Annotated in this window: 20 protein-coding genes; 5 read left to right on the forward strand and 15 right to left on the reverse strand. The window is 59.7% G+C overall.

Annotated elements, in window-relative coordinates; translation table 11 throughout:
• Positions 1–5 precede the first annotated feature (5 nt).
• On the forward strand, positions 6–806 hold the full coding sequence (locus A0W34_RS30850; RefSeq protein WP_081559257.1) for a FadR/GntR family transcriptional regulator: 801 nt from the start codon (positions 6–8) through the stop codon (positions 804–806).
• A gap of 96 nt (positions 807–902) precedes the next feature.
• Entirely contained in the window at positions 903–1,988 is a 1,086-nt protein-coding gene (locus A0W34_RS30855; RefSeq protein ID WP_081559259.1) for an NADH:flavin oxidoreductase/NADH oxidase, read from the forward strand.
• A 155-nt stretch (positions 1,989–2,143) separates the two neighbouring features.
• On the opposite strand, the gene A0W34_RS30860 is transcribed toward A0W34_RS30855, so the two are convergent.
• A complete protein-coding gene (locus A0W34_RS30860; RefSeq protein WP_081559653.1) occupies positions 2,144–3,433 on the reverse strand; it encodes an FAS1-like dehydratase domain-containing protein in 1,290 nt (429 codons plus the stop codon).
• A gap of 186 nt (positions 3,434–3,619) precedes the next feature.
• Here A0W34_RS30860 and A0W34_RS30865 point away from each other — a divergent pair, with 186 nt between their 5' ends.
• Both A0W34_RS30865 and A0W34_RS30870 read left to right on the forward strand, forming a co-directional pair.
• Positions 3,620–4,423, forward strand: a complete 804-nt coding sequence (locus tag A0W34_RS30865) for a FadR/GntR family transcriptional regulator (protein WP_232330092.1) — start codon at positions 3,620–3,622, stop codon at positions 4,421–4,423.
• A gap of 247 nt (positions 4,424–4,670) precedes the next feature.
• Positions 4,671–7,127 carry a CaiB/BaiF CoA transferase family protein gene (locus A0W34_RS30870; RefSeq protein ID WP_269750127.1) on the forward strand — a complete coding sequence of 819 codons (2,457 nt, stop codon included), beginning with the start codon at positions 4,671–4,673 and terminating at the stop codon, positions 7,125–7,127.
• A gap of 898 nt (positions 7,128–8,025) precedes the next feature.
• On the opposite strand, the gene A0W34_RS30875 is transcribed toward A0W34_RS30870, so the two are convergent.
• From A0W34_RS30875 to A0W34_RS30880, 3 genes are all read right to left on the reverse strand, one after another.
• On the reverse strand, positions 8,026–8,493 hold the full coding sequence (locus tag A0W34_RS30875) for a zinc-binding dehydrogenase (RefSeq protein ID WP_198035740.1): 468 nt from the start codon (positions 8,491–8,493) through the stop codon (positions 8,026–8,028).
• A 330-nt stretch (positions 8,494–8,823) separates the two neighbouring features.
• Positions 8,824–8,964, reverse strand: a complete 141-nt coding sequence (locus A0W34_RS32940) for a hypothetical protein (RefSeq protein ID WP_156888981.1) — start codon at positions 8,962–8,964, stop codon at positions 8,824–8,826.
• 236 nt (positions 8,965–9,200) lie between these two features.
• The gene (locus A0W34_RS30880; protein ID WP_081559265.1) at positions 9,201–11,192 is read right to left on the reverse strand and encodes a cutinase family protein; all 1,992 of its coding nucleotides are present in this window, start codon (positions 11,190–11,192) and stop codon (positions 9,201–9,203) included.
• A gap of 264 nt (positions 11,193–11,456) precedes the next feature.
• On the opposite strand from A0W34_RS30880, the gene A0W34_RS30885 reads away from it, so the two are divergent.
• Positions 11,457–12,527 carry a PDDEXK nuclease domain-containing protein gene (locus tag A0W34_RS30885; protein ID WP_081559267.1) on the forward strand — a complete coding sequence of 357 codons (1,071 nt, stop codon included), beginning with the start codon at positions 11,457–11,459 and terminating at the stop codon, positions 12,525–12,527.
• A 130-nt stretch (positions 12,528–12,657) separates the two neighbouring features.
• Here the strand turns inward: A0W34_RS30885 and A0W34_RS30890 are convergent, their stop codons facing one another.
• From A0W34_RS30890 to A0W34_RS30940, 11 genes are all read right to left on the reverse strand, one after another.
• Entirely contained in the window at positions 12,658–13,455 is a 798-nt protein-coding gene (locus A0W34_RS30890; RefSeq protein WP_081559269.1) for a hypothetical protein, read from the reverse strand.
• On the reverse strand, positions 13,455–15,305 hold the full coding sequence (locus A0W34_RS30895; protein ID WP_081559270.1) for a hypothetical protein: 1,851 nt from the start codon (positions 15,303–15,305) through the stop codon (positions 13,455–13,457). The genes A0W34_RS30890 and A0W34_RS30895 overlap by 1 nt, the downstream gene beginning before the upstream one ends.
• A 28-nt stretch (positions 15,306–15,333) precedes the next feature.
• The gene (locus A0W34_RS30900) at positions 15,334–15,633 is read right to left on the reverse strand and encodes a type II toxin-antitoxin system PemK/MazF family toxin (protein WP_042445814.1); all 300 of its coding nucleotides are present in this window, start codon (positions 15,631–15,633) and stop codon (positions 15,334–15,336) included.
• Complete coding sequence (locus A0W34_RS30905) at positions 15,633–15,869, reverse strand: YlcI/YnfO family protein (RefSeq protein ID WP_064688354.1); 237 nt, start codon at positions 15,867–15,869, stop codon at positions 15,633–15,635. The genes A0W34_RS30900 and A0W34_RS30905 overlap by 1 nt, the downstream gene beginning before the upstream one ends.
• Before the next feature lie 375 nt (positions 15,870–16,244).
• On the reverse strand, positions 16,245–16,865 hold the full coding sequence (locus tag A0W34_RS30910) for a TetR/AcrR family transcriptional regulator (protein WP_232330093.1): 621 nt from the start codon (positions 16,863–16,865) through the stop codon (positions 16,245–16,247).
• Positions 16,866–16,974: 109 nt separating this feature from the next.
• Positions 16,975–17,949, reverse strand: coding sequence for a DUF2637 domain-containing protein (locus A0W34_RS30915; RefSeq protein ID WP_081559273.1), 975 nt, complete (start codon positions 17,947–17,949; stop codon positions 16,975–16,977).
• 631 nt (positions 17,950–18,580) lie between these two features.
• The gene (locus tag A0W34_RS33540; RefSeq protein WP_007733689.1) at positions 18,581–18,733 is read right to left on the reverse strand and encodes a hypothetical protein; all 153 of its coding nucleotides are present in this window, start codon (positions 18,731–18,733) and stop codon (positions 18,581–18,583) included.
• Between the two features lie 158 nt (positions 18,734–18,891).
• Positions 18,892–19,674 carry a ParA family protein gene (locus tag A0W34_RS30925; RefSeq protein ID WP_029256883.1) on the reverse strand — a complete coding sequence of 261 codons (783 nt, stop codon included), beginning with the start codon at positions 19,672–19,674 and terminating at the stop codon, positions 18,892–18,894.
• A 4,218-nt stretch (positions 19,675–23,892) separates the two neighbouring features.
• Positions 23,893–24,150 carry a hypothetical protein gene (locus A0W34_RS30930; RefSeq protein ID WP_029256882.1) on the reverse strand — a complete coding sequence of 86 codons (258 nt, stop codon included), beginning with the start codon at positions 24,148–24,150 and terminating at the stop codon, positions 23,893–23,895.
• Positions 24,151–24,878: 728 nt separating this feature from the next.
• Positions 24,879–25,817: a phospholipase D family protein gene (locus A0W34_RS30935; protein WP_064688359.1), complete on the reverse strand. Its 939-nt coding sequence runs from the start codon at positions 25,815–25,817 to the stop codon at positions 24,879–24,881.
• 475 nt (positions 25,818–26,292) lie between these two features.
• Entirely contained in the window at positions 26,293–26,520 is a 228-nt protein-coding gene (locus tag A0W34_RS30940) for a hypothetical protein (RefSeq protein WP_190287610.1), read from the reverse strand.
• Between the last annotated feature and the right edge of the window lie 57 nt (positions 26,521–26,577).

Raw genomic sequence — 26,577 nt, forward strand, 5'->3', positions numbered from 1 at the left:
ATCCAGTGGCCGATACGTCGCACTCCACAATTTTCGAGGCGCGAGGTACGACCACCGTGCGCCCGATCCGAACACCGAAAACAGCAGAATTGGTTGCGAGGAATCTACGGCGGATGATCGTCGACGGAAATCTGACCGACGGCGACCACCTTCCTCACGAAGCCGAACTGATGGAGCATTTCTCAGTTAGTCGACCTACGCTGCGAGAAGCAGTGCGGGTTCTCGAATCGGAACGACTGGTAGAGGTCCGGAGGGGGTCGCGCTCCGGTGCACGAGTCTGTGTGCCAGGACCTGAGATCGTTGCCCGGCCCGCGTCACTACTCCTCGAACTCTCCGGCGCAACGGTTGCCGACGTGTTCGTCGCCCGGGAAGCCATCGAACCCGCTGCAGTTCTACTCCTCGCCACCACCGGAACCGAAGAGTCGTTCGCAGAACTGGAGCAAATGATCGACGAGGTGATACCGCGAGCTTTCTCCGAAAACGACTTGGCCGCAGGCACCTCGGCATTCCACCTTCGCATGGTTCAACTCGCGGGAAACACAACACTGGCACTCATAGCAGGAATGCTCAACGAGATCAGCGAGCGTCATATCAACACAGTGACGACCGCCAAGAGCGCTACGGATCGAGAGCAATACGAATCGAACTATGCGCTCCACATCCGGTCCTGCCGACGACTGGTCAAGCTACTCCGAGCACACGATGCCGACGGCGCGTGCGAACACTGGATAAGGCACATGGTTGTCGCACGCGACGGCCTGCTCGCAGGGTGCGAAGACCTGCAGGTGCGTGACATTCTCGACTAGCGCATACCGCACAGCGTCCACCGACATTCACGGTATACTTAGTTATCTTTCTACATCTGCACGGTGTAGACCGTAGCTATCGGAGATAGGCACCATATGACACAGAGTCTCTTGTTCTCACCAATCACATTGCGCGAGGTCACATTCCAGAACCGAATCTGGGTAGCGCCGATGGCACAGTATTCCGCGTCGGAATCCGGCATCCCCACCGACTGGCACCTGGCTCATCTCGGCGGAATGGCACGCGGCGGCTCTGCGATGGTGATGTGCGAAGCTACCGCCATCGACCCTGTCGGTCGAATTTGCCTGCAGGACACTGGTATATGGAACGACGAACAGGCCGAATCCTTCGCCCGGATCAATCGATTCATTGCCGAACAAGGCGCCGTCCCGGCGATCCAACTCGCGCATGCCGGCCGCAAGGCCAGCACTCACGTGCCCACCCGCGGACGTGGCGCCCTCACTGCCGAAGAAGGCGGTTGGGAGACTATCGCACCGTCCGCCATCGCCTACGAAGGATTACCTGTCCCCCACGCACTCGACCACTCCGAGATCGCTGAGGTAGTCGCTCTGTACGCCGCCGCAGCAGCACGATCAATCGAGGCAGGCTTCCGAGTCATCGAGATTCACGCTGCGCACGGCTACCTAATGAACGAGTTCTTGTCACCACTCGCAAATCAGCGAACCGATCATTACGGCGGCAGCTTCGAAAATCGCTGTCGTCTACTTCTCGAGGTCATTGCCGCTATCAGATCGACTATCCCCGAGGGCATTCCACTCTTCGTGCGGATCTCGGCCAGCGACTGGGCTGACGATGGCTGGAGCATCGCCGACAGTGCCCTCCTCGCACGGCGGCTCGAAGGCACCGGTGTCGATTTGATCGATGTCTCGAGCGGCGGCATGGTTGCCCACCAGAAGATCACGGTGGGCCCCGGTTACCAGGTTCCGTTTGCTCGCGCCGTCCGCGAATCAGGCTCCATTCCTGTTGCCGCGGTGGGCCTGATCACCGAAGCGGCACAAGCCGAGCAGCTCCTCGTCGACGGCGCTGCCGACGTTGTCATGTTCGGCAGACTGCTTCTGCGTGAACCACACTGGCCGTACAAGGCCGCAGTCGAACTGAAGTCCGAAATGCGTTGGCCGGCGCCGTATCGCTCCGCACGATACCGCGGCAGCATTCCGTAATCCAGAGAGCGCAAAACTGATGCGCCGCAGCGGTCGATACAAATTCGACGGCTGCGGCGCATTGTGCATGGTTGCCTACATAGCAAGAGAACGGCTCAGCACGTCGAGGACCACCCACGACGTGCTGAGCCAAATCTGAGACTGCAGGCGGTTAGCTACTTGTCGCCGTTGCGGCGGGCGGCACGAAGCTCTCCGTTGCGGACAAGCATCGCAGTAGCGATTGCTGCCACGTCCTCCGGCGGAGTAGGCAGACCGGCGGCGCCTGCCGCGCGACTCGGAAGCGACACCGTGGCGGTGGCCGGGCACGTAACCTCGCCGCGCTGACTGGTGCCGCGGAATTCGATGTCGACCAGGTACCGATCACCCTCGACACGTTTGCCGACAACCTCGCCGGTGAATGTGTGCGAATCCCCGAGATAGTTGAACTTGCGCATCTGGCTGGACATCTTGACGATCCAGCCGTCGTCACCGATCCAGTCGGTGAGGTAGTGGGTCAGCCAGCAGTCACGCATCATGCCGTAGTCGTACGCGGCCGGTAGGCCGATCGAACGTGCGTAGTCACTGTCCCAGTGAATGCGCTGCGCCACATCGGGAATGCCCTGCTCGTTCTCGATGTAGAAGGGCTTGATCCGCTGACGGTTCTTGTACGTGAGACGGCTTGTGCTGGGCGTGTAGGGAGCGAATCCGTAACCGCCGGAATGGAATACGACCATGTCAGTGACCGAGAGCGGACCCTTGGCCATGACACCGAGGGTTTCGCCCACCTCGACGTCTTCCCAATGACGCTTTTCTGCGCCGCGACGCACCTCGGCCTCGTAGATCGCGTCGATCTTCGCGATATCCTCGGGCGTGTAGATTGCCGGCTCGATGGCCTGGTACTTGTTACGCTTCTTCGATTCGTGACGCTCGGTGTGAATCGTGATGACGTTCTGAATCTGAACGATCTCACCGCGCTGGTTCATCTGTACGTGCGAGCGGGTCACGATCAAGGATCTGCCGGCGAACTCGGATTCCTTGAGCTCGACGTTACTGAAACCCTGGAACGAGTACAGGGTGTCGCCGTCGTACACCGGCCGGTACCATTCGGTCGTGGTTCCGGACACGAAAACGTGGATGCCGCGGAAGGACGGGCGACGCTGATCCTTCGGAATCGGATCGGCCAACAGTTCCTTGGTCAGACCGATGTTGATCATCGGAGGCGCAATCTGTGCACCCCAACGGGTATCGAGTCCGTACTCCTCATCCACGAACAGAGGATTATCGTCGCCGTAGCTGCGCGCGAATGCGCGAATCACGTCAGGCGTAGCCCTCGTGAAGTGCTCGCGCTGCGTGACAGCGTGATAAACACCGACCAGATCACGCGCACGTTGAATGTCCTCGTCGCGGAAGGTGTACACCTCCGGCGCCGCCGCCGACTTGTCTTCCGTCTTCTCGGATGTCGTCATCAAAACCTCCACAATCAAGGGTCGAAAACAGAGAACGGTGGCTACGGCCGTCTTGGCGAGCCCGACTCCGTCTCCTTCGATACGAATCACCCTACATACAAAGTTGACTTAGTGAAAGATGTCTGTTGAAAAATGTCGGAAGTTGTACAACAAAGAAATCTTGTATATAGAGGTAAGCTGCCTGACGTGAGCCTCAATAGCCGAGTCAGCGAGCTGAATACCGTCGGCACGATCCGAACGCCGAAGACGGCAGAACTAGTGGCCATGCGGCTTCGCAGCCGGATTGTGCACGGCGTGCTGACGGCGGGCGACGTTCTCCCCACCGAGGCGCAATTGATGGAGGAGTTCGGCGTCTCCCGCCCCACATTGCGCGAAGCCGTGCGTATCCTCGAGACCGAATCCTTGATCGGAAGCCGCCGCGGAACCCGTGGCGGCGCAACGATCATGACCCCGAACATCGGAGTCGCAGCACGCTACGTCGGGCTCCTTCTCCAATTGCAGGGAACTACCGTCGCGGACGTCTACGAGGCCCGGACAGTTTCCGAGCCGTATTGCGCCCGCCTGCTCGCGGAAAACCATACTGACGACGACATCGTGGATCTGCGAAAACTCATCGCCGAGCTGCGTGAGCTAACCGCCGGCGACCTCACGAATTCCGCCGCAATGTACCGATGGTCCGCGCTGACTACGACGTTCCATCAACTCATCACCCAACGAGCCGGAAACAACACTCTGGCAGCCCAGTCCGGGGTACTTCAAGACATCGTCCGAACACATCACGAACAAACCCTCGCCAAGGGTGCACGAATGAAGGACCCCGAAAAATACCTGAATCGTGCGTGCCGTTCATTCGAGAAGTTGGTTGCGCTCATCGACACCGGCGACGCACCTGGGGCACAGAACCACTGGACCGCCCACATGCAGGTCGCGGGCCGCGGCTTGTTCCGCGAAAACGCCGGCGACAAGACAATCGTCGACCTCTTCGACTGACCGCCGTCTCCCCACCAGGCCCGGGCCGCGCACTGTACTGCGCAGCCCGGGCCTTTGCCATCTATTTAACAAATTACTTCGAATATTTAGATAACCTTGTAAACTACGTCACACCGACTTAGAGTGTCAGCTACGGAAGCGCGCTGCAGAAATGCTCCTTCGTGCAGCGAATCTTGCTGCACTACAACATGAAACACCACCATGGCTTCTTCATGACGTATACCGCTGACCGATCCGGAGAATCACAGTGATTGACGCGAACGTGCATCTCGACACCGCAACCGCCCCACTTACAGGCCTGACAGTCGTCGACCTGTCCACCACCGTGCCCGGCGCTCTGGCCACAATGTTCCTCGCAGACTGCGGAGCTGAGGTCATTTTTGTCGAACCATCCGGAGGAAGCCCCATGCGCGAGCTGCCCGGTTGGCCCGCATTGGGTCGGGGCAAGCGCAGCGTTGTGCTCGACCTTCACTCGGAATCCGGCAAAGACAGCGTTCGTGACCTGCTCCGGTCCGCGGATATCGCCGTCACCACCATGCGGCCGGCAACTGCAGCCCGGCTCGGCTTCACTCCCGACGCGCTCGCCGATCTGAACCCCGCCCTGGTCAGCGCGTCGATCACAGGATGGGGCTCCTCTGGTCCGTTCAAGGACTACAAGGGATACGAGGGCCTCGTGATGGCCAAACTCGGCATTCTCTTCGGAAAACGTCAGACCATCCCCCGTCCCGGCCCGTCCTTTGTACCAACACCTTTCGCAACCTGGGGCGCTTCTCAGACTGCGGTGCACGGCATACTGACCGCCTTGTTCGAACGAGAGTCCAGCGGCCGCGGACAGCACGTCGAAGCCGATCTTGTTCGCGGCATGGCCACTCTCGACACCTGGAATTGGTTCTCTGAACTCGTCACCCTGCGCTGGCCGGACGCGTTCACTCCCGTCACAGCTTTCGACGAGAACGGACTGCCCAACGGCGCACTCATCTACCCACTACTTGTCACGCCGACCAAAGACGGCCACTGGATGCAGTTCGCCCAAACTGCACCGAGACTGTTCCTCGCACTGCTCACCGAACTCGGGCTCGACTGGATGCTCACGGACCCCAAATGGGCCGGAATGCCGCAACTCGAAGACATGGCGCTCCGCATCGAATTGTGGGAGATGATGCTCGAACGCGCCTCCTCCCGGACGCTGGCAGAGTGGCAACAGGTCTTCGACACCAACCCCGATGTCAGCGCGGAGATCTTCCGCTCCCCGACCGATGCCCTCGCGCATGCGCAACTCCATCACGACGGCCGCACTGTAGTGTTCGACGACCCGGAGCTGGGTCCGGTCATCCAGCCGTCCACCATCGTTCACAACGACGGCCAGGCACTGACTCCTCCGAGGTCCGCACCGCGTCTCGGCGAATACCAAACGGAGATCGCCAAATCCTCGCCCCAGAAGGTCGACACCCCGACCGCACCTGAATCGGGCTCCGGCCTCCCCCTGGCTGGTGTGACTATCCTCGAAGTCGGCTCGATGTTCGCCGGACCTTACGGGACCACGCTGCTGACCGATATGGGTGCACGCGTGGTCAAGATCGAGCCGCTCGGTGGAGATCTGATCCGTGGGCTTGTTCCGTTCCCAGAAGCCGGAGGCGCCAAGGTGATGCAGGGCAAAGAAAGCATCACCCTTGATATGCGCACACCAGAAGGTCTTGCAATCGTTCACGCGTGGGCCGCAAAATCCGATGTCGTACTTCAGACGTATCGTGCGGGAGCGGCAAAGCGGGCGGGCATCGATGCAGACACCCTGCGCGCTATCAACCCGAACCTGATTTACCTCAGTGCGCCAGGCTACGGAACCGACGGCCCCTACGGGAACCGACCTGCCTACGCACCGTCCATCGGCGCTGCATCCGGGCTTGCGTTGACTGACGTTCCCGATGCGATCGAGAAAACCGGATCCATCGAGGAAATCAAGGCAACTGCTATTCGCCTGTACGCCGGCGGTGCGAATCTCTCTGCACAAGCCGACGGCATCTCGGCCTTGGCCGTCGCCTCAGCAATCCTGTTGGGACTGTATGCACATCGTCGTGGCACGCCCATGGGTGAATTGACCGCAACAATGCTGGCATCGTCGACCCATGCCTTGATCGATCGCAATATCGACTACGCAGGGAAGCCTCGAGGGTGTCAGCCCGATCCTCAGATGTACGGCTATAGCGCACTGTATCGGCTCTACCCTGCCTCCGACGGCTGGATTTTCCTTGCCGCCCCGAAGGATAACGAATGGACCGCCCTGGTCAAGGCCATGCAGTCCTTCGTCAATCTGGATCAAGACAAGCGATTCGATTCCGCCGCACTTCGCCAGGAGAACAGCGAAGCGTTGGCCAAAGTCCTTACTGACGTTTTCGCGACACGCAGCAAGGACGCTTGGGAGAGAGACCTCACCAACTTGGATGTCGGTTGCGTTGCTGCAGCGGAACATACGAGTGAATGGACACTCCAGAGCGACGAGTTCTTCGAAGCCGGATACAGCACGCTCGCCATGAGCCCTGTGTTCGACGAGCATCGCAGGCTCGCTCCTGTCACCACGTTCTCGCGTTCCTCGACAAAGGCGGACGGCGGATGCATGGCCGGCGAGCACACCGACGCATTACTCGCCGAAATCGGCTACGACGATGCCATCATAAATTCCCTGCGGGAGCGCTCAATCGTCGAGTGAGACAATCGCGATCAACGATCGGTTCGTGCTTCCGACGAGGGGGAACACGGACCGATCGTTTGCTGTACACACTCGAATCTACGCACAATTCTAGCCCCGTGCATGCCCGCTTGCGCCGATTTGCGGCAGCCATGGAGCCCAAATTCTCGCGGTCACCATCAGCGGCAGACGAACATCGAATGCGGCCTCTTTGCGGTGTCGCCGTATTGCAGGTAGCCGTGAATGTCATTGTTTCGAATACTTCACCACTGCACGACGACGGCGTTGCGTTCAACGTAAGTTCCCCGCGGCACCACGCGAACACTCCGACGTCTACCTCTACTCGGCACCCGACGGACACATCGCATCCGCCCGCACAACGACTACCCCGGTGCCCTGCCAGCCGCAGGATGAGGCGATCGCCTTCACGGAAGGGATCTGATCAGCGGATCGGAAGCGAACGGCTGCGCCTCGCCACCACTGTCCGTCTGACGCGGCGCAACCAGCCTCGCCCACTCCGGCATCGCAACCGGCTCTCTCGATCGACTCTCCGCACCGTTTGAATCCTGAAAATGTGGAGTTGCGGCGCTGCGAACGCTCTACTTCGATGAGTCGCCGATCCTTGAGACTCGGTACTCCAAACGAGTTTCGTGTATTCCTCTGCTGATGTCACTACTGACGAGGTGGAAACTCGCATAAGGACCCAGTCGTCACGGCCTAGCCGTATCGCTATCAGGTTCCTGTACCGAAACAAATTGCAATATAACTTTATTCGAAATCTCACGGTCGAGCGCGGTACGGAAGCGGTCTCTGCGTCGCGGACGTAAAAGGTGTGTGTCAGCATTGCGGCGAGGTCGGTCCCGGTAGCGAGAAGTTTGACGGCGTCGGTGAATTCATCCAAGAATCGAAATGAGCCGAGCTAGTCGGCTTCTCTCGTGACCAGTCTTCCAAGGTCGAGGGTGATGTCGCCCGCGGGGAGCATCCCGACTTGCACGATTCTTCCTCCGGGGCGGACGCGGTCGAAGCATATTTTCAGCGCGTGCGGAACCCTCGTTGCTTCGAAAACGACGTCGGCGTTCGGGGTGAGAGTTTCATTCTGCGCAATGTTCACCACTCGGTGCGCTTCGAGTGTCGTGGCGATGGTGAGCGCGCGATCCGTTAGGTCGCCGACGCAGATTTCCGAAGCCTCGGCAGCAAGTGCACTGACGATGATGAGGCAGCCAATCGGCCCGACTCCGTTGACCACCACGCCTCTTTCCTCGGAGGTCGCCAGCTCGTTGCACCGCATGCAACGCGACGGCGAGACGCTCGGATGCTGACGCGATCCGGGTACCGAGGTGCGGCGGAAGTACTCGTATCCGTGACGCGCTGACAACGACGTATTCACTGAACGCTCCATTGCTGTGAGGTAGGTGTGCGGCACTGCCGAGGTGATCGACGTCCGGTGAGAGACGGAGGGTTTTCCCGTTGTACGTGGTGCCGGGCGAGGGAAACGTGGTGGTGGCACTGAAATGCAAGGTCATCGAAAGGTGCTCTCCGACAGAAGGAAACGCGGATAAACACCATGGAAAATCGACGACAGACAACAATCTCTTAGAGCGAATCAACGCCGTTCTCGACTCCGTAGAGACACTCAACTTCTACTGCTATGGTTACTCGACAACTCACCAAGATGCTTACACAAACGTCACCGATATCAGTGACGCATCGCGCCGAATCATGCCTCACAGAAGCCGACTTCATGGTTGTTCCAGTCTTCGATCAAGCCATGCAACCTGTGCACCAGATTGAGGTGCGAATCGATCATGCGCGACGAGAAGATCTGACCTAAGCCCACCTTGTCTCGGCCTTCCGTCATGCGGCTGATCAATCGGTGACCATTTGACGGACCCTTGCTACGGTCGAGCTCAGGGGTTTCACAAGATCGAACAGAGGCTAGGCCGAAGCCTCAGGCGTCGGCCAATGCAGAATTGGAGTTCGTCCAATCACTCTATTGTGCAACAGATCTCATACCGATATCGTCTAAGTCTCTGGCGCCCTTCAGAATTCTGACGTAGTCGATCAGATGGCCAGGTTTGCACACGGAGTACTAACTCATGCTGCACGTCCGATCTGCAGATTGAGCCAGTCCGAGATCCACTGGATCGCGTTGCGGCCGGCGTTGTCGACGACGAGGGAGTTGTAGTTCTCGTGTACTCCGGATGCGAAGAAGGAAACTGCGTCGAGCCCCTCCCCCACCAGCGCTGCAAGCTCGTTGGCACCTTGTGAGTTGGCCATCCCGCCCAGTGAACCGCCCAATGCAGCAAGGTCTAGGTCCTGTTCCGGTGTGTTGATCGTCCTAGCGACCGCCGAGGACGGCTTGCCGAGCAGCGCCGGGTCGGTTTCGGCGGCTTTTCCGGAGAGCATGTTAACCGCGACAGAGGCGAGTTCGAGTCCGACAGGGAGGAGGCCGGTCATGGCAGCTCCGGCTCCGAGCGCGTCCGGAAGCTGCCCTGGCCGTGGAAGCAGCTTCTCGACTGCGGCCCAAGCGATTTCCTGCACCTGACCAACGAGGTTTGCCAGCTTGACGATGTCGACCCCTCCCAGGATCGACGCGACGAGCGCAGCGACCTGCGAGTAGCCCGACGGATCCGGGATTACCGCCAGAACCTGCGAGACCCACTTCAAATCGACACCGGCGGCCATCTTCACCAGCGGCGAGAACTGATTGTTGAGGTCCCCGGCGACCGTGTGGGCACCCTGCGCGTCGAGCGCGGCGACCTTCTGCGGAAGGAGGGTCAGGTTCGCCAGAATCGCAGGCATATCCAGGGATGTGACCCCGGTGGTGACGTTGAGAACTTGGTTGACGACCACCGTGGGTTTGAGCAAGGTGAGGACTCCGGAGGCGGATCCTAGGACATCGCTCGGTGTCGCCAGGAGCGGCGCGATCTGGCTGTCGAGGGTGCCAGCGGCGGTCGACAGGGAGGTCAGGTCCGGAGATGAGGCCGGCAGCGTCGTGGAGCCCTTGCTGGCGAGCTTGCTCGCGGTGTCGGCGATCGCGGTCACTGTCGAGAGCGCACTGCTGAGATCGGATTTGCTGGCCTCGTCCAGAACGTGGCCGGCATTGTTTTCAGCGGTCCCGGCGGGAGCTGCAGCAAGCTGCCCGTTCGTCACAGGATTGGCGCCACCGAAACCGAGTAATTCGGCAAGCGGACTGATGGTGTCCGCCAGAGTTGTCGCGCTGGAGGCGACCTTCTCGAGGTCGACTGTGCCGTCCGTCTTCGACAGTTCACTGGTCAGATTGCCAGTGACTGTGGCAAGGCCGGGGAGGTCCGCTTGGGAGAAATCCGACGCCAGAGCGGTGGCCAGGTGCGAATTATCGGCCACCTGGCCGTCGCCCCCAGCACTCCGAGCTTTGGTGAGCACTGAACCCAGCGATCCGAGCACCGGACTCGAACCCTTCTGGATCGAGCAGTAGAGATCTTTCGGATCGCAGATCGACGCAACCCGGCCCGACAGCTTCCCCATGCCCTGCGGGCGCGGATCGGCGATCCCCTTTCCTGACGGCTTCGGGCCGATGACTGCTTCGCCGTCAGTTCCGGAACCGGGATCGGCGAGAAGCCCGACCGCGAGGACTTGCTCTGCTTTGATGGGGCCGGAGCCATTGCCGATTTCAGAGGCAAGATCACCTGCGATGTCCGCGCCCTGGGAGTAGCCGGTGATGGTGAATTTGGTGTCGGAGCATTTCGTTGCGATCTCGGCGATCACGTCCTTCGTCCTCGCTAAACCATCAGATTTGCTGTCTGCGTATGTTTTTCCGTTGTCGAAGGCTCGGGCCATGTACGGCAGAGTGTAGATCTGTGCCGCGCTACCGTTCGTGTCCGCGATGCTGTGGGCGATCGGTTTGAGCATACCGACCGGGATCGAGGGATCGGCGTCTTCTGCGGTTTCCCAGGTTCCGGGGATGATCAGGTTGAAAGTCTTCGAGCATCCGTTTGATTGGGCGGACGCGGTGCCCGGCGACATCAAAGCGATGGAGGCTGCGACGACTGGTGCCGTCATCAGCATGCAGACCGGACGGTGGATGGTCGAACCTAGGAACGGCATGAGAACCTTTCTCGACCAGGGGGCACGATGTACCTGTCCGCGCGCGGGCTGGTCTGACGCGCCCGATTTCAGGTGAGGGCCGTCATGGTGCTGGACGGATTGACTCCGATCAATGCGCCCTGTGAAGAACTGAGCTGTGCCGGGGGCCGGGTGATCCTGTGTCGAGTGCGCCTCCAGGCCCGAGTCGCCGTTCCTGCGGGCTGAGGTGTCCAGTGGGGGCATGTCCGGTGGGCGTTCCCAGTAGCGCTGGGTAAAGATGGATGGGTGAATGCTCCAGCCGAACTGCCCGCCGACTACGCCCAGCTTCTCGATCATCTCAAGTCGCAAGTTCGGCAAGCGCGAGTTCGCGCCACCCGAATCGTCAACACCGAACTGCTCAGCCTGTATTGGGACATAGGGCACGCGATCGTGCAGCGTCAGGAGGCCGAGGGCTGGGGTTCAAAGGTGATCGACAGGCTCGCCGTCGATCTTCGATCGGCCTTTCCCGACATGCGTGGGTTGTCGCGGACCAATCTGAAGTACATGCGGCAGATGGCGAGCATCTGGGGGCGCGATGCAATTGGCCAACAACCTGTTGGCCAATTGCCGTGGGGTCATGTGACGGTATTGCTCGACAAGCTGGATAACCGGTCCGACCGCGACTGGTATGCATCGGCCGCTGCTGAACACGGGTGGTCGCGCAATGTGCTGCAAAATCAGATCAACAGCGGTTTACGGCGCAGGATCGGTGCGGCACCGTCGAATTTTCAGGACCATCTTCCGGCCGAGGATTCCGATCTCGCTCAGCAATTGGTGCGTGACCCGTACGTCTTCGATTTTCTCGATATCACCGAACGTGTCGCGGAGCGGGAGCTGGAGTCCGCGCTGATGCGTCGGCTGGAGCAATTCCTCCTCGAACTGGGACACGGGTTCGCTTTTGTCGGGCGCCAGTACCATTTCGAGGTCGGTGATCAGGATTTCTATATCGACTTGTTGTTCTTCAACTGGGTGCAAGCGAGGTTCGTTGTCGTCGAGTTGAAGGTAGGCAGGTTTGAGCCGGAGTATGTCGGGAAGCTCGGCTTCTATGTTTCGTGGATCGACGACAACCTCCGCAACAAGGACATCCACGCCCCGACTGTGGGAATCTTGCTCTGCGCCGGCCGCAACGACAACGTCGTCCGGTATTCACTTGCCGGGACAACTGCACCCCTCGCCGTAGCCGACTACACCTATGAGACTCTCCCCTCCCAGGTTCGCGATCTCGTCCCTACCGACGACGAGATCGCGGCAGCTGTGGAAGCCACTGTCTCCGAACTCGACTCCCAACTGCCTGCCAAACCGGACAACTCCGGCTGAGAGGCGCCATTCGATTTTCGAACCTGGCCGACATATCCACTGGTGCCGAGAGATCGCTATCGGTGTTCGGTCCGAGGGTCCGCGAACGAGATGCCCGGTCCTGCCCGGCGCGTCGAGAGGCAGGGCAGCTTTATGTCCAGTCGATGTGGACGGATTCGATGGAATCGAAGTGAAATCCGAAAGTGTCGCCGTACTGGTCGAATCCCTTGTTTTCAGGGTAATCCATCGTGGCGTGACGTTCGAGGATCGCAACCACCCGGGCATGATCGTCGTTAGCCAAAGCCATGGCGAGTTCCCGTGTTTCGTCGAGACTGAAGGGGCTGTCGGAGTTCGCGAAATCGAGGGTACGCACTCGATAGTCGTAACCTTCTTCGGAGCCGTTGCGGACGGACACTCCCCCACGGACTCGGATGGTGGCCTTTTTGGGTTGTCCGTCGGGTCGCAGGACGCCGGCGCGGTCCATGATGTCGCGGGCTTTGACGTTCTTGAGCTTCTTTTTCGCGTCCGCACGTAGTTCGTTGGTTTCCCCGGAGCGGTAGCGAGAGACCGCTGATCGTGAACGGCCGATTTTCTTTGCGACAGCATCGATTCCGCCGAGGCGTTCGATGGCTGCTCGCCGTTGGGCGCGTTCGGTGACGTCGGGGTGTGGGATTCGTCCTTGCTGCGCCCACCGCCGCAGTGTTCGGTCAGAGGGGGGCTTTCTTCCGGCGTCGATAGCTGCTTGCCGCAGGCCTTCTTTGCCGATTTCGGTACGAAGCTGGCGTACGGAGACTTTGCTGGTGAGTCCGGCCAATCCCCCGCTTTTGACTGATTTCGATTTTTCGATACCACTGGTCGCTGCTGTCGAGACAGATACGTTGAGGCCGTCCAAGCCGACAGTTTTCTGTGCAGGTTTGGTTGATCGCGGTTTCGGAAGATGCAGGGCCACTATATGTTTCCTTCATCTTCGTCGGTGAACGCAGCTTTGAGTGCGAGGTTGATCTCGTGGGTGTCGCGTGCGTCGGTCAGCATGACAGTGATGTCCTCGGTGAGCGGGGCACTCTTTTCCAGAGTCATTTTCCCGAGTGCGTCGCTATCGTCTGCGATGTCGATGCCCGGGGGCAGGGGGTAGACCCAGGAATCAGTGACCGTGCGCAGTGGCCATCGGCCGGTTTCGCGCGCGATGCGCATCGCGACGCGGCGGCCTCGCCAGCGGCAGTGTGCGATGATCGCGGCTCGCCAGAGCGGTTGGTGGTGGTGTTGCATTTGCTTGGCGGTCCACATGTCGGGGTTGACCATTCGGCCGATGTAGCCCTTGTAGCAGGCGCCGATGAACCGTTTCATTGCTGTGTCGCCGGTGTCGACGGCAACTTTGCGGGCTTCTCTCAAGATTTTCGCCCACTTGTCGAGGGCTCGACCTTGTTCGGGGTAGACCCATGCTTCGGTGATGTCGAGGTCGTCGAGTTCTGCGCCGATTCCGCCATCTGCGATGGAGGTTTGCAGTGCGTCGAGGCTGACGGTGGTGATCCACGTTTGCACAGGTTGGTCGGCGAGCATGTGTGGGTGAGGCAACGGTAGAGCGGGTGGGAGCGCCAGCATGTCACCGGGCGGGAGGGTTACATGCCAGAGTCCGAACGGGGTTTTCGATTGCCGCGCAGCGTCGAGCGCGTTCTCGCCGCGAAGATGTCGAGGTTTTCCGTAGCCGAATTCGAGCATGCCAGCGGAAGCGAGGTATGCAGCTCGTTGGTCTATCGATACCAGTTGTGTTGCGTCGGAAAGTTCTTCGAGGTCCGGGATGCGTGTCCATCCGACTGCAGGTTCGAGATCCCCACGGGGTTCGCCGTCCAGTGGTGGGACGGGTCCACCGACGGTGACGACGATTCCTTTACCGCTGCGGGTGCGGTCGCGTTTGATCTTGTCGACGATGGCGGCGCCGGTGCGTGCTGGGGTGGGGCCGGGTAGTACGCCGAGGTGTTGTGCGCACCAGGCGAGTCGGCGTCCTAGTTCCTGTGCGGCGGGGAGGTCGTCGTCGGGGAGGTAGGTTCCGGCGGTGGGTGATCCGAGGATCCCCATGTCTCCCACTCGATTGCCCCATCCGAAGTCTTTGTTCCAGTAGGTCCACACGTACGGTTCGATGAAGATGTCGACCATGGATGTGAAGTTCCCGGTGGTGCGGGAGAGGTGAACGACGTGGCCGGGTTCTCCGCGGAGTTCCCATCCTGCGGTCAGCATCGGGGTCAGCGTGGCGTGGAGGATCGCTGTGAGTTCTTCGGCCGCGCGTGTGCGGAGGATTTCCATGTCATCGACGTCGTCTTCGCTGCCTGGGTCGATGATCCATCCGAGCATTTCGCAGGCTTCGATTCCGACGATCCAGATCTGTGCCGGTGCGCCCAGAGGGGTGAGCGTTGCCCATCTGATGAGTTTGTCGAGTTTTTCGATGGAATCTACTGGGCCGGTGAGTGTATGGCCGGATGGTGTGTAGGTTCCAGCTGCTGTGACAATGACGGCGTGGCCGTCTGCTGACTCGCTGGCGGGAGGTAGGGCGGCGGGTTCGGTTGCGCCCCGTTCGGACGCCGGGGTGGGTTCCGGTTCCACGTCTTTGGCGCGCTTATCCGGAGGGGCGACGATATGGTCGATGGCTGGGATCGCAGCGGCGTCGGAACTCGTTTCGAGAGGAGCGATGTCGTCAACGTCGAACAGTGAAGGCTGGTCTGGCTCGGGAATTTCGTCCGAACGGGTAGCGGATTCTGGTGTTTCGAGCTCGAATAGCGCGAACTGCTCCCCTTTCTTCAGCGCCATGCTGCATCCTTTCCGTTCACTGTCGTCCTCATTCGAGATCGAATGCGGCGCGCACGGCTATGGACAGTGATTCTTCTTGTGCTGGCAGAAGATAACCGATGACGTTGCCGAGTGCACTGACGGGAATGGTGGTGATGTGATCGCAACTGACGACCGCGTCGGCGGATAGTCCGTTCGCGGCACTGACGGACACCTCAGTGGACAGTCCTCGGATCTCGTCGGTGATGGGCGCTACCGTGACGGTCCCGAGGTGTGGACGGACCACCTCTCGGGTGAGTACGAGGACCGGGCGGACTGTGTCGAGGTCGGCTTCGTGAATTGGTCGCATCAGCTCAAGCCGGTTGACTGCGGATTGGCGGCGTGGTGAGCGAGAGAACTCAGGTCATGTTCGGATGTGGCGTTCGCGAGAATCTCCGCGTCACGTGCGGCAATCTGACGGCGACGTTCGCGTTCGAGAGCGCGCAACACTACCGAGGCCCGGGAGGTGGCGCGATGTTCCCTGATTTCGTCGTCGAGAAATGCCACGATCTCGTCCGGTAGTCGTACCGCGATCTGCGTGCTCATATGTCCATGGTATCGAAATGGGATTCACTTTGGTACCGCGATCGTGTGCGAGTTGAGGAACCGATCATTTCAACGGGAGGCAAGGGTCGATGAAGTACTCAGAGGCCCTAATGCGGCACACCTTCCCACGGTCCCGTCGATGATCACGTCTTCACGTCGGCACGGCGCGGAACACTATTGCTGAAATATTCGGCATGAGACAAAGCTCTTCGGGGATTCAACGCTCGATGCCTGGCACGTTGTGGCCCCTCTCGACGGCGCGACTGCCTCGCTAGCGTCGAGGAATTAGCAGTACACCGTGTACACGGTTGGCGACATCACCGCGAGGATTGAGTCCGGCCCCCTCCCCTACCCACGATCTCGCCAGCGCGCGGACTACATATCTGAGATCACATACGCGTTCACTAAGTCGTCAATCCGCGAAGTGAAATCTCCAGGGTCGCCAAGCACCTGTATGACTTGAATCGCGCCGATGAATCCCGCGCACAGATTCTCAGCCAGGCGCTGGGCGGCGGAGGCGGGGAGCTGTCCGTCTGCGATCGCGGTATCGACGAGTCGGCTGACGAGTTCCACCCACTTGCGGAATGCGGGTCGGGCGGTATCGAGACCTGCTTCTGTGGTGAGCCTGAGGCCTGCTCGGGCCAGGTCATCGTCAGCGATAAGCGCCGCCGAACCGTTAAGGAATGCAGCCAACTGCTCGATTGCCGGTATTGCTGATTCGTCGGTTGATTGTCGGGTTTGGCGGAGCGCGGTCAACCAGTGGTTGATGAGTTCTCGCGCGATCGCTTCCTTGGAGTCGAAGTGGAAGTACACCGCACCTTTCGTGGAGGCAGCCTCCGCGATGATGTCGTTCAACGAGGTGGCGGCATACCCATCGATCGAGAAGGAGCGTGCAGCTGCCTTGAGGATCTTTGCCTTCGTGTCGTGCGCTCGTTGTTGTCGGGGTCGTTGGCCGGACGGAACGATCAGATGGAGTCGGTCGTCTGGGTCAGTCAATGCGGGTTCCTTACCTGCAGTCGGTGGGGACTTCGCGGGCGCCATCCCCTCCATGATGGCGCCTTTCCTGCCCCTCGGAGACTGTGGCATTGCTGAGTTGCGGCGCTAGTCACGCTGTAGGGACGAGTTGGTCGGCGAACTGGGCGTCGGAGGCTCGCATGTCGATGAGCGGGGGGTTCTCGAAGCCGGCCGCTCGGGCCGCGGTATCGAATTTTTCGTACCGGCGCCACGACGTCGATGTTGCAACAGGAGGGTTGGATGTCTGAGCGATCATCTCCCAGGTGAGAGTTGGGTCTGCGAGCTTGCGTCGTGCGGTGTCCTTGACAGCGTCGGGTAGGCCCGATGTGGCAATGAACCATTCCAGATCGGCGTGCGCCGCCGCCTCGTCGTTCGACGATTCCGGATCGACTGAGGAGCTCGTCTGTTCGGAGGGGCTCGAATGCGGAGCGCTTTCCGGCGCGTGATGCGTTTCCACGACGCCCAGAGAAGGCTGGAATCCCTCAGCTGTTTCGTTGCGCATGACGCGCCTTTGCGTAGCGACCATGCCCACGCCTGCAGCGGCATTGTCGATCTCGATCTTGTAGTCGGAATACGCGATACCCGTTGCTTTGATCAGGATCCCCAGTCCATGGGTGAAGGCGAGTACCAGCACCGGCGGAATGATCGCGATCATGGCAGCAACAGCAGGGTCGAGAGGCATGTAGCCGATACTCTGACCTGCCGCAACGGCCTGTTGCGCAACCGTTGCAGAGTGGAACGCATGGTAGGCGTTCCCAAGGATGCTGATCGCGACCACTGAAACAGCCACGGCAACGTAGAAGTACTTGTCGCGCCGATGCATCTTCAGTTTGCTCAGAATGACGATGGCTACGGTTGATCCGAAGATTGCACTGTCAACGATGACGGGAAAGATCCATGCGAGGTTTTCGGGGATGGTTCCTTGGCGCGCGAGGTCCCGCTGGACCGCGAAGGAGAGGACGAATGCGCCGGCGGTGATCCCGATCGCGATGAAAATCGCGATGAGAAGTGCGGCGATCAGTGCTCCAAGCTGGATCCGCGCGGCGCGCAGACTAAAATCACCCATGATCGGGTTTTCCTTCCTACAAGGGGTGTTCTCGGTCTGGAGTCCCGCTGGTTGCCGCCGGCGGGACTCCTCTGGTTTCGGAAGATTTCTTCTGGTTGCACTCCTTGCGTTTCGTCCGTTTTGCGCGCGGTGAAGGTTGACAGCGATTTCTAACGGTCGTATCCGAGAGTCGACTGATGCTTTTTGCGTCGCACTCAGAACACGTCGGGGATGTCGTTCCAGCGGCGTGCCTGTTGATCTCAGAGGGACGTGGGGTGGTCTGCAATTTTGCGTGAGAATTGCGTGACTGCAGCGAATTGTTCACGCAATTTGCTCCAGGGTTTGCGCTGCCAAGGCTTCCAAGTTCTACAGAACGGAATGTCAGCAGATGAAGGAACATGGCATTGCACGCCCCAGCAAGGACTCCCACTCGGGCGGGTTCGCATGTGCCCGCCCCCCCGCCGGCTGACCACTCGAAATACTGAAATCTGTGGAATGCTTCTCGGGTGCAAACCCATTCAGCGGGCGCGCTAAGCGCCGCTGCGTAGGTCTTCCCGCCGAAGTACAAGATGCCCCTTGCCCGTGACCGAAATTCACAACCAGGACAATTCATGGAGTGCATGCACGCCGTGCATGCCGTGCACGCAGCGCCCTACAGTCCTCTGGCTTTCAAGTATTCGTCCAGCGCAGCCTCGGTCATCGACGCCTCGCTGATTTCGCGATCGCCTGTCTCGTACCGCAACTTGTCGACACCGCGCCGAAGGCGATCCTTGGTCGAAGGTTTGATGCGCGTGTTGTGGGTCATCGACAGCTTCTCCTCCTCGTCTTTGCGGCCGCTGAGATCCACTGAAGGCGACGATGGTGCAGGTGCAGGTGTCGCAGGGGCCGTGTCTCCCCTGGGCGGACGTTCCGGGATGAGTTCAGCCGGGTGAGTCTTACGAATGGCAGGTTCCCGCTTCACGCTCATGCCGGCGCTCCGATCACGATGGGCAACTCAGCGAGCAAGTCACTGTATGCAAGTTGCAGTGTCAAAGCCTTTCCGCCCTTGAACTGGTGAATCGGAGTGCGATTCGAATGCGCATCCTGGCGGGCCGCGAGTTCCGGGATCGACGTCTTGGCGACGAGAGCTCCGTACGTCTCCCGTAACTCGCTCTCTCGGAACTCATGTTCGCCGGTGGAGCGTTTACGACTGATCACGATCTTGTCGAACGCCAGCTTGGGGTTTGCGCGTTTACGAACGGTGTCGATCGTCTCTTCGAGCTTCTGAACACCACCGACGCTGTCGATTGTGGGTTCGGTGATGGCGACAACGCCATCTGCTGCGATGAGAACCGCGAACAGCACCTTGCCCATATTGGGAGGGCAGTCGAACAGCACGGCGTCATACGGAGAAAGGTCGAGCCCTTCGAACGCAACGTCTAGGCGAAACACCAGGTCGTTCGACCCATCCGATTCGATTTTTCCGAGTTCTTCGTCCGCTGGAATGAGGTCGACGCCATCCCATGGAGTAGCGATGATCGCCTCCGCTGCAATGCCTTCCCTGGTCTGGTTCATGAGGTGGTAGGCCGTCATCATGCCCTCTTCGAGCGTGACGCCGAGGCCGCCGGTCGTATTGCCCTGCTGGTCCATATCGACGACGAGTACTTTTCCGCCGACCGCGGTGATGGCGCTGGCAAGCCCGAGCGTGGAGGCCGTCTTGCCTACGCCACCCTTCTGGTTGCCGAGTGCGATTTTGCGTGGCTGCATTGCGGACCTTTCATCGAGGGCGTTGACGCGTGCGGGGCGTGCATTGCGTGTGGATCACGCACTGCATGCAATATGTGCATTGCTTGCCGTGTGCGCAGTCCACGCTGTACGTGGATCGCATGCAGACTGTGCGTCACATGCGATCTGAGCACAGCATGCATTGCATGCTGTAGCTGCTCTGCCCGCTAGACACGCACACTGTGCATTACGTGCGCGCGTAGCATAACACGCATGTAATGCATGTCGTTCAAGCCTTGCACTCTGTGCGTGTCGTGCATTTCGTGCATGCTTTGCGTTACGCGCAAACCATGCTCGCAATGCGATTCGTGCAAGCATTGCGCGTAATGCTTGCGTTGCTAGACACGCGTGTATTGCAATACACGCTTGCATAACGTGCAACGCATTCCCTGCATTGTTTGCAACCCTCGCATTCTTCGCTCGGCGTGCACTGCGTGACATGCGTGCGCCCGTCGCAATGCACTCATAGCACGCATGTCACGCAGTGAATGCTCATAACGCATTGCATGCATGCAGTGCGTACGGCGTTGTGCATGGCGAACTCGCAGCGCATGCATCGCGCGGTCTGCATGGTTTGCACGTGCTGCATGTATTGCATGCACTGCATGCGCCCGCAAAAGTGCTGTTCACAGCACTAACTGGTCTCGAACGAATCAAGAAATTCGCCACGAAGATCAGACATCGAGGCAAAGGTTCGACCGGCCGAGAGCAGATTGACTGTCGTGATCGCCCGATCACGACATGTCGCAGGCCCCGAATCGAACCAGGAGGCAGATAGTTCGCAGCGAGATTGTCGAGGAGATCGATCTGAAACTCCTGGAATGCCAACTGGCTCGAGGCCCGAGATCAGGGGGATTCGACCATTCCGGTTTGGACGGCACGGATTGTTCAGAAGTCGCCGAGCGACCCTATTCAGCCAGTTCGTACCCAGGCCATCATTTCGAGGCCGGCGGGAACGGGCTGCCACTTCAGAAAATCTCTGATACTGCCCCGCGGCGGTAGGTCGACAGATGCACATGCTGTCAGTCGAAGCCAGAACATATTTCATCTCATCGGGCTCGGAAGGCCGAGACCCGCACGAGGGCACACAATGAACCGCGAGACGTGCACTGAAAGTGGCTTCCGGCACGCGGCGAGGAGGGGCGAACGACCACACTGATCCCCATTTTGGTTGGGCGGAGGGAACACCTACGTCTAGTGAGAGTTGCAACTACAGCAGATTTCATTGGCCAAATGGCGTGTTCACCTGACTCGCGAAGAATGTTTTCCGAGACATCCCAGGTACCTACGGACCCGTGCACAATCGAAATTTCCGCGTGAAATGCGCGTCGAGTGTGTGACTCCCGAGTACGAGCCAAACGACATACCGAGATCCGAATGGGGCCGAGGTTTGGTCGACGTGTGGGCATCAATGCGAATCCAAGCAGGCATGGACTTATCGTCACAGTGACGAAATCGGGTTAGGGGCTACGGTGGGGATGATCAGCACTGTGAGGGCCGATTTCACTGCTTCACGAGCAGAATTTTCGGATGCGGGCACTCGCACCCAGCGTCGCGCAGTTCGGTACAACCAAACACGCGTGTCCATTCGACCGGGTGGGGGAGTGGCGGCGATCAAGACCTAAGTCAAGTGTCTGTGAGAATCCCGTGCAGGACGCCTACTCTGCCGTGTCGGCGGATACGAACGTCACAAGGTGGCCGACGGTTGCCCGCAACAGTAGTGCCTTACATGCAATGCATGCCTTGCAACGCACGCATTGCGTGTATGGCACGCGCGACCAGAATGCCTCGCAACGCGTGCGTCACATGCAGTGATCGCAAGGCCATTCTTCCGCGCAAAATAGCCTCTACCTGCGAAAATCAGATTTCAGGATCAGACGCACCGCAGCATTGCGGGACGCACGACAGGGCGACACGTCCTCAGGCGTGCGAACGTGTCGGCATCCGGGACGGCAGTTTTCGACGTGACTATGCGCACCGACGGCCACTATTCACTGGTTTGGGCGGGTTCAGTCCTTCGAAGCGGGGATCGAGTGCAATGCATAGACCCAAATGCCGTCCTCCTGATTCTCAGTGCACTATCAACCACCTCACGCGTATTCAGACCAGGGCAAGCAGGGCTTTATCCAAGCGCAATCCTTCTCGCCAGCACTCGTTGCGCACCATGCGGCGCGATTCTGGACGTGCACTGCAGCCTTGGATTGGACGGCCTCAATGCTGAAGTTTGCTCAGGTGCGCACGAATGCTGGCGAGACTCCTCGCGCGGTGGTCCGGGTCCGCTGCCATTTTCGTGCGGTGTACGTGTGAGTTTTCGAGTAGTTGTTGTTCCCTCTTTCTCGCCAGGTCGGCCGACCTACGCTGTTCGCTGGGGGATTCTCTCGTCCAGTCGATGCCGTCGAGCCTTCGTCTGAGGTAGCCCAACGGCGAACCCAGGCTTGATCTCGTTGGCCAGATCCACCCCCGGTCTGCTGTGTCACGGGAGAGCGTCAGTGCGATGTCACGGCCGGTCCACCGAGTCGTATCGATTTTGACATCGCGGAGAAGATCGCAGATCACCCCGATATGTCCGGGTGGTCTGAGGGCCGGAGCATGGTTCACGAGTTCAGCCGCAGTCCTTTGAAGTGCCAGAGGCCGCGGTGTCCGAGCGCTGCTTCGTTTTTTCGATGTCGGCCGAGTTCGCGCGTGTACGCGTTGGTGAGTTCTTCCTAACGGAAGAACTTCAGAAGATAAAAAACCAACACTAGATAGGGTGTCAGCTCCTATCGACCCTGGTCGACCGGTGTTGGGCGGGTTGACTCGGTTGAGGCCGTCCCCCCGAGAGCTCCGAACCCTGCGGCGGGGAGCCTTCTCAGAGGCACGAGACGGCCGTGTCTTGGCGACCTTTCGAGGTGGTGTCGTTGCTACGACTGTTCGAGGAGAAGACAGTGACCATGTCGATGCAGCGCGGTGCTGTTGACCCCCGTGGTGGGCCTCAGCAGCGAGAAATTCCAGGGTTTTGAGGTTTCGCCCCCGGACGTGTTCGATGCCCATTCCAAGAGCGATGAGCACTCTCCTTGCGCGGTTGACCGAGGATTCGCTGACTTTGGCCCGGGCAGCGATTGTTGACTTGGCTGCGCAGACCCCGCGGCCTGTGTGGGATTCGGCGAAATGTGCGTGAGCTTGTGCCACGAGGTAAGCCTTGTCGGGCCTGATCAGGTTGCGCGCGCACAATGCCTTGCCGGCCGGAGTGGTGGTGTGGTGCCGGAACTGGCGGAGCCATTCCCTGCGTGACGTCCAGACCGGAACGCGTGCTTGTTCTTTTGGTTCGACGGGGAGGGCCCAAGAGCGCCCACGCTGGTCAGTGCGCTCGTTGAGTTGTCGTGCGGCGGCTTCGATACGAGCCACACGTGCGAGCGCGTCGTCGACTGCTGCTTGCCATTCGTCGACTTCTGTCGATTGAGAGACAACGGATCGGGTGCCGATGCGCGACACGCCGACGGTTGGTGATATGGAATGAGTTGGGGTGTATTCAGGGTATGCGCTACCCTGAGACATACCTGCCATAGGTAAGTCCCTTCCAGGGGATGCAGTACGAGCAGAGAAAGCGCCAACTTTCGAAGCTCACCTCTCGAGAATGTTTCGAGAACGGATGTCGGAGAACCTGCCAGTTCTCAGTCGACGTCAAGGACCTGCCAGTCCTATTTCGCCGCGATGCGGTCCGCTCCCAATCACCCCCTTCGGGGGCCTTTGTACTTTTCAAGAGGTCTGCGCTGTTTAGTTAGGTATCGGGGTACTTCGCTCGCTGCCGGCTAGGGGCGCCCTCCCTCTCTGCGGATCCGCTGTACGCGCGTTGCGGCCGCGGTCGTTCGAGAGGTCTGTTCGATCCGGCGGCCGCACATCGGTACCGCTATGGGTAGGGTGCTGGCCTGCTCGGAGGGGACATTCGGTACGCAGAAGTGTGATCCTGGCGTCGCGAAAGCTGAAATGTGATCTGGACGTGCCAGAAATGACACCGAGAACACGTCCGCGGGTATGGCGGAATTGCGTTTCTGCGATATCATCGAGTAAGCACCGCCTCTTCCTTTCGAGGTAGTGGTGGTCACCGCCTCTTCCTTCTCTGGGTTAGTGGTGGTCAGGAAGCTGGGAAGCTTCCACAACCGCATAAACGGACAGCCCCCGATGCCGCCAAGCCCTGGGGGTTGTTCGCTGTCTAGGGATAGTTCATGCGCCGACCGCAAGCTGCTCGATGCGACGCAACGATCCGGCCGCTTCGACTTCGAGAAGTCTTAGCTGCTCCGGATGCAGCTTGTCGCTGATGTAGTCCGGTATGTCCAGTCCGTGTGTGATGGCCAGTATGAGCACGGAGTAGTCCCCAGCAGGGATTCCGAGTTCGGCGGCCCGATCCTCGTAAACCTTGTGCTGCTTGAGGGGAGCACGAGTCGCGATGTGTCCGCGAGGTCCCTTGTTGTGCTGTGCCATGAGGAAAGACTAGAACCAATCTGTAACTGATACGGGTAGGCGCGCTTGTTCGGTGTGTCGCGTGTGGTTGATGTTGCCATGGAGTTCTGTGGGATTTTTCGGCGGCCCGCGTCACAGGCCGCCGCCGGCCCGTCCAGCGACGAGCCCGATGGGGCGTTTCTAAGGCTTCACCGAAGGCGGATCCTGGGTGTGTCGGCGCCGGCTCGTTCGAAGGCGTTCTCGTGTCGGAGTCGGTTCGAAACTTGAGGAGCGGATGGAGATGCTTAGCGCTCATGCTCTGAAATGCCGGGTGCAATCATGTGTGATTGAACGAGGGGGAGGGGTGGGGCAGCCCACGTGTGAGCTGTTGCCTCCGCAGCGCACTGTCGTGTGACGAGGAGAGGAACTTGTGGACAGTGGACGGGGGGAGGGTCGTCGGAAGGATCCGGAAAGGAAAACTCGATGTGGCCTCTTGTCGAATGTGCGTCTCGAACGGGGAGAACTTTACGTTTCGTGTTCGCGGGCGAGTCGTGACGGGACTTCGGTTGGCGCGAGGTTCATCTGAGTGCAATGCCGCGGTTAATGCTCTTCATCGCAGTTACACAAAGGATTTCGTTCGGCAGGTGGGGCAGCAAAGTCGCGTGTTGTTCGACTTCCGCCAGTGCAATGTTCGGGTCGACATATCGGGAGAGAAGTGCACTTGCGTTCGAACGGGTGCTGTGTGTTTCGTCAACATGTGTTCCTCGGGGTCAATGGCTCCACAGTGCCAAGAGTTCGGCCCGAAGACTGGGGGAGCGAACATAGTGGTTAGACCTCAGTTGTGCGCTGGGATGCCCAACGTCGGCGAGACGCTTTTCGACGTCCGCAGCAGGAAGCGGCACTAGATCGTTGCGAACGCGGAGAAAGCAGTGAAATTGGCTGGGGGAGAGGGGCATTCTTTCCTGATTGGATATCACGGCAGCGGGTGGCAGTAGCAATTCGTCATCCATGGAGACGCGAATGACGACGTCCCCGCGTGCAATGCTGCATGGCTTTTCGATTGTGAGCGTTTCGAGTCGGTATCTGGCTGTCGGATCGACCGAAAGCTCCTTCGTTGAAGGCTTTTTCACAGGTGGGGTGCGCGTGTGAGGATGGCTCTCGTGGCGCCTGATGAATACTCTGTTGGTCGGAGTTGGAAGAAAGTCGTTGTCGAGGTTCTGAATTCGTCCTGCGATGCCGGGGATGGGTACGGCTCGCCCGGTTGCCCATTCGCGTTCAGCGTTGTCGATGAATGTCTGGTCTACGGTGGTGGTTTCGTCGATGTTGTTGATGAATGCGCGACTGTCGGCGACCACTTGAGGGTCATCGGAAATGATGACCGCCTCATGGGAGAATATGGAGTTTTCGGAAGCATTCGCCGAGCCGATTACAGCTCGTTGGTTCGTCACGATGACCTTGGCGTGCAATGCTGACGACGAGAGGATGCGAACGCCCTTGCTGAGGTAGTGCGAAAGAACGACAGGTGAAGTGGCGTGGGCGCGGATCGCCGCGGTTGAAGCATTGACGACCAGAAGGTCTCCACTGCGAAGTGGAAGTAGTTCAGGCGCAAGGTGTCCAAGGTAGGGGACAGCGGCATAGCGTGGGCCTCGCGTGCGGATTGCGCGAGTGATGTGTGGCCACGGGTTCGGTCCGTGGAAGCTGGTCCCCATAACCTAGAACGGTAGCGCGAATCGGGCCCGATTTATGGCGCCTGAGTGAAGTTGCTGTTGTTCTGCGTCACCTCCGAAGCAGAAGCATCGTCCGGATGTCTGTCGTGGAGGTAGTGGAACGGTGTGGCGATCACCCCCGCGGGGCCAGGCGATGTGATTTTCCAGTGCTACTGCAACGCTGTCGATTCGGCGTGCGAATCCGATACGGGACAGTGGCAGTAGTAGGGCGGACGTGCCGGGGAAGGCGTCTGCCGCCCGTTCGAACAGCGCCCTGCACAGTTCACCGGGAAACTCTCCGCCTGAGCGATCCCGCCGAGGTAGGGTGGGCGTGGTGGCTCGTGATGGCGCTCGAAAAAGGAACGTGCAGAGAGCTTCTCAAGCTTGCAGTGGAGGTCGATTGGCGTGGTCTTCATGAGCTGGTGAACCCATGCGTTGCGTCGGGAAGCCGGTTTGTTTGCTTGAGGTTGAGGTTCGCCTACTGCTCTCGGGTCGTCGCTCGTCCCGAGTTCAGGTGAGGTGGCGGCTGGGAGGCGTCAGCGTGGCTTCGACGCCCCATCAGGTAAAAGGCGATAGTGGCCGGCGTGATGGTTGCGAGCGCAACGTAGGACATGGCACTGACTGGAGACGGTGCGGGGAAGAAGATTCCGTTGAGATAGATCCATGAGGTTGCGACGGCACCGGCGATCAGTGCTGCGATTGTCACGGCGGTGGCTGCGCGCTCGCGGAAGAGGAGCCCCTCGCTGCGGCTGGAGCTACAGTC

It is taken from the genome of Rhodococcus sp. BH4 (genome assembly GCF_002079265.1).
Lineage (GTDB): Bacteria > Actinomycetota > Actinomycetes > Mycobacteriales > Mycobacteriaceae > Rhodococcus_F > Rhodococcus_F qingshengii.

Excerpts from the sequence above, each read along its gene's own strand:
- A0W34_RS30930 (WP_029256882.1), bottom strand. The coding sequence starts at position 24,150 with ATGGCACAGCACAACAAGGGACCTCGCGGACACATCGCGACTCGTGCT.
- A0W34_RS30915 (WP_081559273.1), bottom strand. The coding sequence starts at position 17,949 with ATGGGTGATTTTAGTCTGCGCGCCGCGCGGATCCAGCTTGGAGCACTG.
- A0W34_RS30855 (WP_081559259.1), top strand. The coding sequence starts at position 903 with ATGACACAGAGTCTCTTGTTCTCACCAATCACATTGCGCGAGGTCACA.
- A0W34_RS30935 (WP_064688359.1), bottom strand. The coding sequence starts at position 25,817 with ATGGGGACCAGCTTCCACGGACCGAACCCGTGGCCACACATCACTCGC.
- A0W34_RS30925 (WP_029256883.1), bottom strand. The coding sequence starts at position 19,674 with ATGCAGCCACGCAAAATCGCACTCGGCAACCAGAAGGGTGGCGTAGGC.
- A0W34_RS32940 (WP_156888981.1), bottom strand. The coding sequence starts at position 8,964 with ATGACGGAAGGCCGAGACAAGGTGGGCTTAGGTCAGATCTTCTCGTCG.
- A0W34_RS30905 (WP_064688354.1), bottom strand. The coding sequence starts at position 15,869 with ATGAGCACGCAGATCGCGGTACGACTACCGGACGAGATCGTGGCATTT.
- A0W34_RS30895 (WP_081559270.1), bottom strand. The coding sequence starts at position 15,305 with ATGGCGCTGAAGAAAGGGGAGCAGTTCGCGCTATTCGAGCTCGAAACA.
- A0W34_RS30900 (WP_042445814.1), bottom strand. The coding sequence starts at position 15,633 with ATGCGACCAATTCACGAAGCCGACCTCGACACAGTCCGCCCGGTCCTC.
- A0W34_RS33540 (WP_007733689.1), bottom strand. The coding sequence starts at position 18,733 with ATGACCCACAACACGCGCATCAAACCTTCGACCAAGGATCGCCTTCGG.
- A0W34_RS30880 (WP_081559265.1), bottom strand. The coding sequence starts at position 11,192 with ATGCCGTTCCTAGGTTCGACCATCCACCGTCCGGTCTGCATGCTGATG.
- A0W34_RS30860 (WP_081559653.1), bottom strand. The coding sequence starts at position 3,433 with ATGACGACATCCGAGAAGACGGAAGACAAGTCGGCGGCGGCGCCGGAG.